5 protein-coding genes are annotated in these 4,278 nt (G+C 75.8%); all 5 read right to left on the reverse strand.

Features of this window, described 5'->3' with window-relative positions; genetic code table 11:
• Nucleotides 1-222: 222 nt before the first annotated feature.
• A complete protein-coding gene (locus AC529_RS19240) occupies nt 223-1,026 on the reverse strand; it encodes an NUDIX hydrolase (protein WP_068758754.1) in 804 nt (267 codons plus the stop codon).
• Nucleotides 1,023-1,757 (reverse strand): HAD family hydrolase, encoded by a 735-nt coding sequence (locus tag AC529_RS19245; RefSeq protein WP_068758755.1) that lies wholly within the window; start codon nt 1,755-1,757, stop codon nt 1,023-1,025. Before AC529_RS19245 ends, AC529_RS19240 begins: the two co-directional genes overlap by 4 nt.
• 89 nt (nt 1,758-1,846) lie before the next feature.
• Entirely contained in the window at nt 1,847-2,794 is a 948-nt protein-coding gene (locus AC529_RS19250) for a VWA domain-containing protein (protein ID WP_068758756.1), read from the reverse strand.
• Nucleotides 2,791-3,762, reverse strand: a complete 972-nt coding sequence (locus AC529_RS19255) for a DUF58 domain-containing protein (RefSeq protein ID WP_068758757.1) — start codon at nt 3,760-3,762, stop codon at nt 2,791-2,793. Before AC529_RS19255 ends, AC529_RS19250 begins: the two co-directional genes overlap by 4 nt.
• Nucleotides 3,759-4,278 (reverse strand): AAA family ATPase (locus AC529_RS19260; protein ID WP_198156499.1); only part of this gene is annotated, 520 nt, incomplete at its 5' end. The genes AC529_RS19255 and AC529_RS19260, both read right to left, overlap by 4 nt.

Genomic DNA, 4,278 nt, shown 5'->3' on the forward strand with positions numbered 1-4,278 from the left:
GCCACGGTCAGGGTGAGGCGGCGCAGCGCCTCCCGCTGGCGGGCCTGGTGGGCTGCATCGTGCTGGCGCTGTGCCTGCCGTCGAAGGCGGTGCTGTGCGGCATGGCCGCGGTGGGCGCGGGCGTGGCGGTGTTCGTGCTGCGGCGGTGGCGGCGCCGCGCGGCGCTTCGGGGGTGAGCGCCCCGCGGCCGCGGTACCGCGGGAGGCGCTTTCCCGGACGCGCTCACCCGGAGGCGGAGTCCGTCAGGCAGGCCAGGCCGCGCCGGGCCGTGGCCGACAGACGCAGGTGCGGCAGCTCCTCGGGGGTGAACCAGGCCGCGTCCGTGGTGGAGCCGTCGGCCTCCGCCACCCGGGCGGGCGTGGGACGGCCGACGTGGGCGTGCAGGAACACCCACAGCGCGTAGACGTCGGTGTAGCGGCCGCCGGGGTGGACGCGGTGGTGGTGGGCGACGCCGATGAGGCGCCCCGGGCGCGCGGTCTGGCTGGTCTCCTCGGCGATCTCGCGGGCCAGCGCGGTACGCACGTCCTCGCCGTGGTCGACGCCCCCGCCGGGCAGGTGCCAGGTGCCCTCCCCCGGGTAGCCGGGCGCGATCCGGGACAGCAGCAGGCGGCCCCCCGGGTCGGTGACCAGGCCGTAGACGGCGAAGCGGCGCAGCGCCCCGGCGGGCAGCTCCTCCTCGGGGGCGAGCTCTTCGGGGGTGGGGCGGCACGGCAGGGCCAGCGCCTGCGCGAGGGTGTGGGTGGCCGGGGCGTCCGTGGGCGCCGTGTAGTAGACCCGGTCGACGTGCAGGTCGAGCGTCTGGCCGCGGTGGTGCAGCAGGGCCGTCTCGGTGCGGACGTCGACGGCGGTCAGGGGGGTGGCGGGGGCCAGCCGCGCGGCCTCGCGCAGCCGGGCGGCCGGGTCGTCGCCGAAGGCGATCCGCACCGACACCAGGGTGCCGCCGGGGGCGTGGACGCCCCCGTCCGCGGCCGTGGGCAGCAGGTGCGCGGTGGTCCGGCGTGCGGGCCGGACGTCGGGGCCGCTCACCGCAGCCTCGCTCCCGCGGGCAGGGCGCCCGAGGCCAGCGCGGTGAGCTCGGTGAGGCTGTGGATGGTGGTGACGTCGGTGGCCGGCACCAGGCGGTGCCGGTCGCACAGCACCGGGTACAGGCCCGCGTCGAGCGCCCCCAGGGCGTCCTCGTACACCTGGTCGCCCACGTACCACGTCTGGTGCGGGGGCACGCCGAGCTGCTGGCAGGCCAGGCGGAAGACGCGGGGGTCGGGCTTGGCGGCCCCGGCGGTCTCGGCGCAGACCACCACCCCGAAGTGGCGGGCCAGGTTGAGCGAGGCGAGCTTGTCGTGCTGCCGGTCCTGGCTGCCGTTGGTGACCACCCCGAGGCGGACGTTGCGCTGCGCCAGTTGGTTGAGGGTGGGCGCGACGTCGTCGAAGGCCCGCCAGGCCGAGCGGTGCGCGTCCAGGTAGCGCTGGTACAGCTCGTCGCAGTGCTGGTCGGAGATGTGGGAGTGGCCGGCCTGGGTGGCCAGGGCGCGGAGGCGCTGGCGCCGCACCTCCGACTGGGGGATGCGCCCCGCCAGGTAGGCGGAGGTGGACAGGATGCCCTGGACGTCCCACAGCGCGCGGGCGGCCGAGAAACTGGGGTGGCCGAGGCGCTCCATGAGCGAGCGCAGGCCGTGGGAGACCGCGTTGTGGTCGTCGACCAGGGTGTCGTCCAGGCTGAACAGGACGGCGGCGGGGGAAGACGTGGGGTGTTGGGGCATCGGTCCTCGGCTGCTTCCGTGTGTGCTGGTGAGCAAACGGAATCACGGTAGCGGGTTGCGTGGACGGACGGGGAATCAACACGGAAAGTTCAGGGCAGGCGCTGCGACCACGCCAGGGAGAAGGCCGCGGCCGCCGCGGCCAGCACCAGGGCGGCGCCGACGAACGGGACGACGACCTCCTCGTGCACGGTCTCGGTGCCCAGGGAGGAGCCGATGTCGGCGTAGACGTCCCTGAGCTCGCCGGCGGACTCGGCCTCGTAGAAGCGCCCGCCGGTGGTGGTGGCCAGCTCCTCCAGCGTCTCCTTGTCGATGTTGGCGGGCACGTAGTGGCCCTCGATCTCGATGATCGACACGCCGGTGCCGAAGGCGATGGTGGACACCGGCACGCCCGCGGCCCGGGCCTCGTCCGCGGCGGCGAAGACGGGGCGCCCGCTGGTGTTCTCCCCGTCCGACAGCAGCACGATGGCCGCGGGCGGCGGGTCGGTGGTGGCCTCCTCGTCGAAGGAGCGGATGGCTTGCAGGGAGGCGAAGACCCCCTCGCCGATGGCGGTGCCCGAGGAGATGGTCAGGTTCGCGATGGAGTCGGAGACGGCCTGGTGGTCCTGGGTGGGCGAGGCCACCACGGTGGCGACCGAGGAGAAGGCCACCAGGCCCACGTTGAAGCGGGGCGGCAGGGTCTCGATGAAGCCCTGCGCGGACTCCTTGGCCGAGGTGAGCCGGTCGGGCGCCACGTCGGTGGCGGCCATGGAGGGGGAGACGTCGATGGCCACGAGGATGGTGGCGCGCTCCCGGGGCACCTGGACGTCCATCGCGGGCCGGGCCAGCGCCAGCACCAGGACGGTGACGGTGAGCAGGAACAGCACGGCCGGCACGTGGCGGCGCCAGGCGGGGACGCGCGGGGCGACGCGCTCCAGCAGGGACAGGTTGGAGAAGCGCAGCGCGTAGGCGGCGCGCCTGCGCTGCACCAGCACGTAGGCGGCGACGAGCGCCGCCACTGCCAGCAGCCACCAGAGCTGGGCGGGCGCCAGGAAGGTCACGGTGCGGTCCTTGTCCGGGTGGTGGGTCGGGTCACGGTGTGCCGGGCCAGGCGGTGGGCGGTGCGGCGCTGGGCGACGACGAAGCGCGCGATGTCGCGGACCCAGTCGCGGTCGGTGCGCAGCCGCAGGTGGGCGGCGCCCGCGCTGCGCAGGGCCGCGGCGACGGCGGCGCGCTGCTCGGCCGCGGCGCGGGCGTAGCGCTGACGCACCCGCTCGGTCAGGTGGACCTGGCGGGTGCGACCGGTCTCCGGATCGGTCATCGTGACCAATCCTATGGCGGGCAGGTCGAGCTCCCGGGGATCCACGATCTCCACGGCGACGGTCTGGCAGTCGGCGCTCATCCGCCGCAGCGGGGTCTGCCAGTCGGGCGCGGAGTCGAGCGGGGTGTCCAGGAAGTCGGAGACGACGACGCGCAGCCCGTGGCGGCGGCGGGTGCGCGACAGGTCGGCGATCGCGTCGGCCAGCCGCATCGGGGGCTCGCCGGGGCGGGGGTCGGCGGCCCGCCACAGCCGGCCCAGGGCGCCCGCCACGACCTGGTCGGCCGACATCCCCGGCCGGGCGCTCCACCGCACGACGCGGCCCCGGTGCAGCAGGTGGGCGCCGCCGTGGTCGCCCACCCCCCGGGTGAGCAGGGTGACGGCGGCCAGCACGCCCACGGCCAGGTCGCGCTTCTGGCTGTGCGCGGTGCCGAAGTCCATGCTGGCCGACAGGTCCAGCAGGGTCCAGGTGTGCAGCTCCCGGTCGGCGACGAGGTCGCGCACGTGCGGGTGGGTGGTGCGCGCGGTGACCGCCCAGTCCATGGTGCGCACGTCGTCCTGGCCCGGCTGGTACAGGCGGGCGTCGCCGGGCTCGCTGCCGGGGCCGGCGTGCAGGCCGAGGTGCTCGCCGTGCAGCAGGCCGTGCAGCCGCCGGGCCACGGTCAGGGTGAGGCGGCGCAGCGCCTCCCGCTGGCGGGCGTCGGGGGTCACCGGGGCACCGGTGCGGACTCGGGGGCCTCGTCCCAGATGACGCGGGGCGGCGGGACCGCGGCCAGGACCTGGTCGACCACGGAGGCGGCGGTGACGCCGTCGGCGAGGGCGTCGAAGGTGAGGACCAGCCGGTGGTCGAGGACGTCGTGGGCGAGCGCCTGGACGTCCTCGGGCAGCACGTAGTCGCGGCCGTGCAGCAGCGCCAGGACGCGCGAGGCGGCGACCAGGCCGAGGGTGGCGCGCGGGCTGGCGCCGACCTCGACGACGTGCTGCAAGGGGGCCAGGCCGTAGGCGGCGGGCTCCCGGGTGGCCATGACCAGGCGCACCACGTAGTCGGCGACGAGCTGGTCGACCCGCACCCGCTGGGCCCGCTCCCGGAGCCGGACCAGGTCGGCCAGGTCCAGGACCTGCTCGGGCACCGGCGGGGTGGTGCTCATCCGGCGCAGGATCTCGAACTCCTCGTGCGCGCGCGGGTGGCTGATCCGCACCCGCATGAGGAAGCGGGCGCGCTGGGCC

This window comes from Thermobifida cellulosilytica TB100 (genome assembly GCF_001517975.1).
Lineage (GTDB): Bacteria > Actinomycetota > Actinomycetes > Streptosporangiales > Streptosporangiaceae > Thermobifida > Thermobifida cellulosilytica.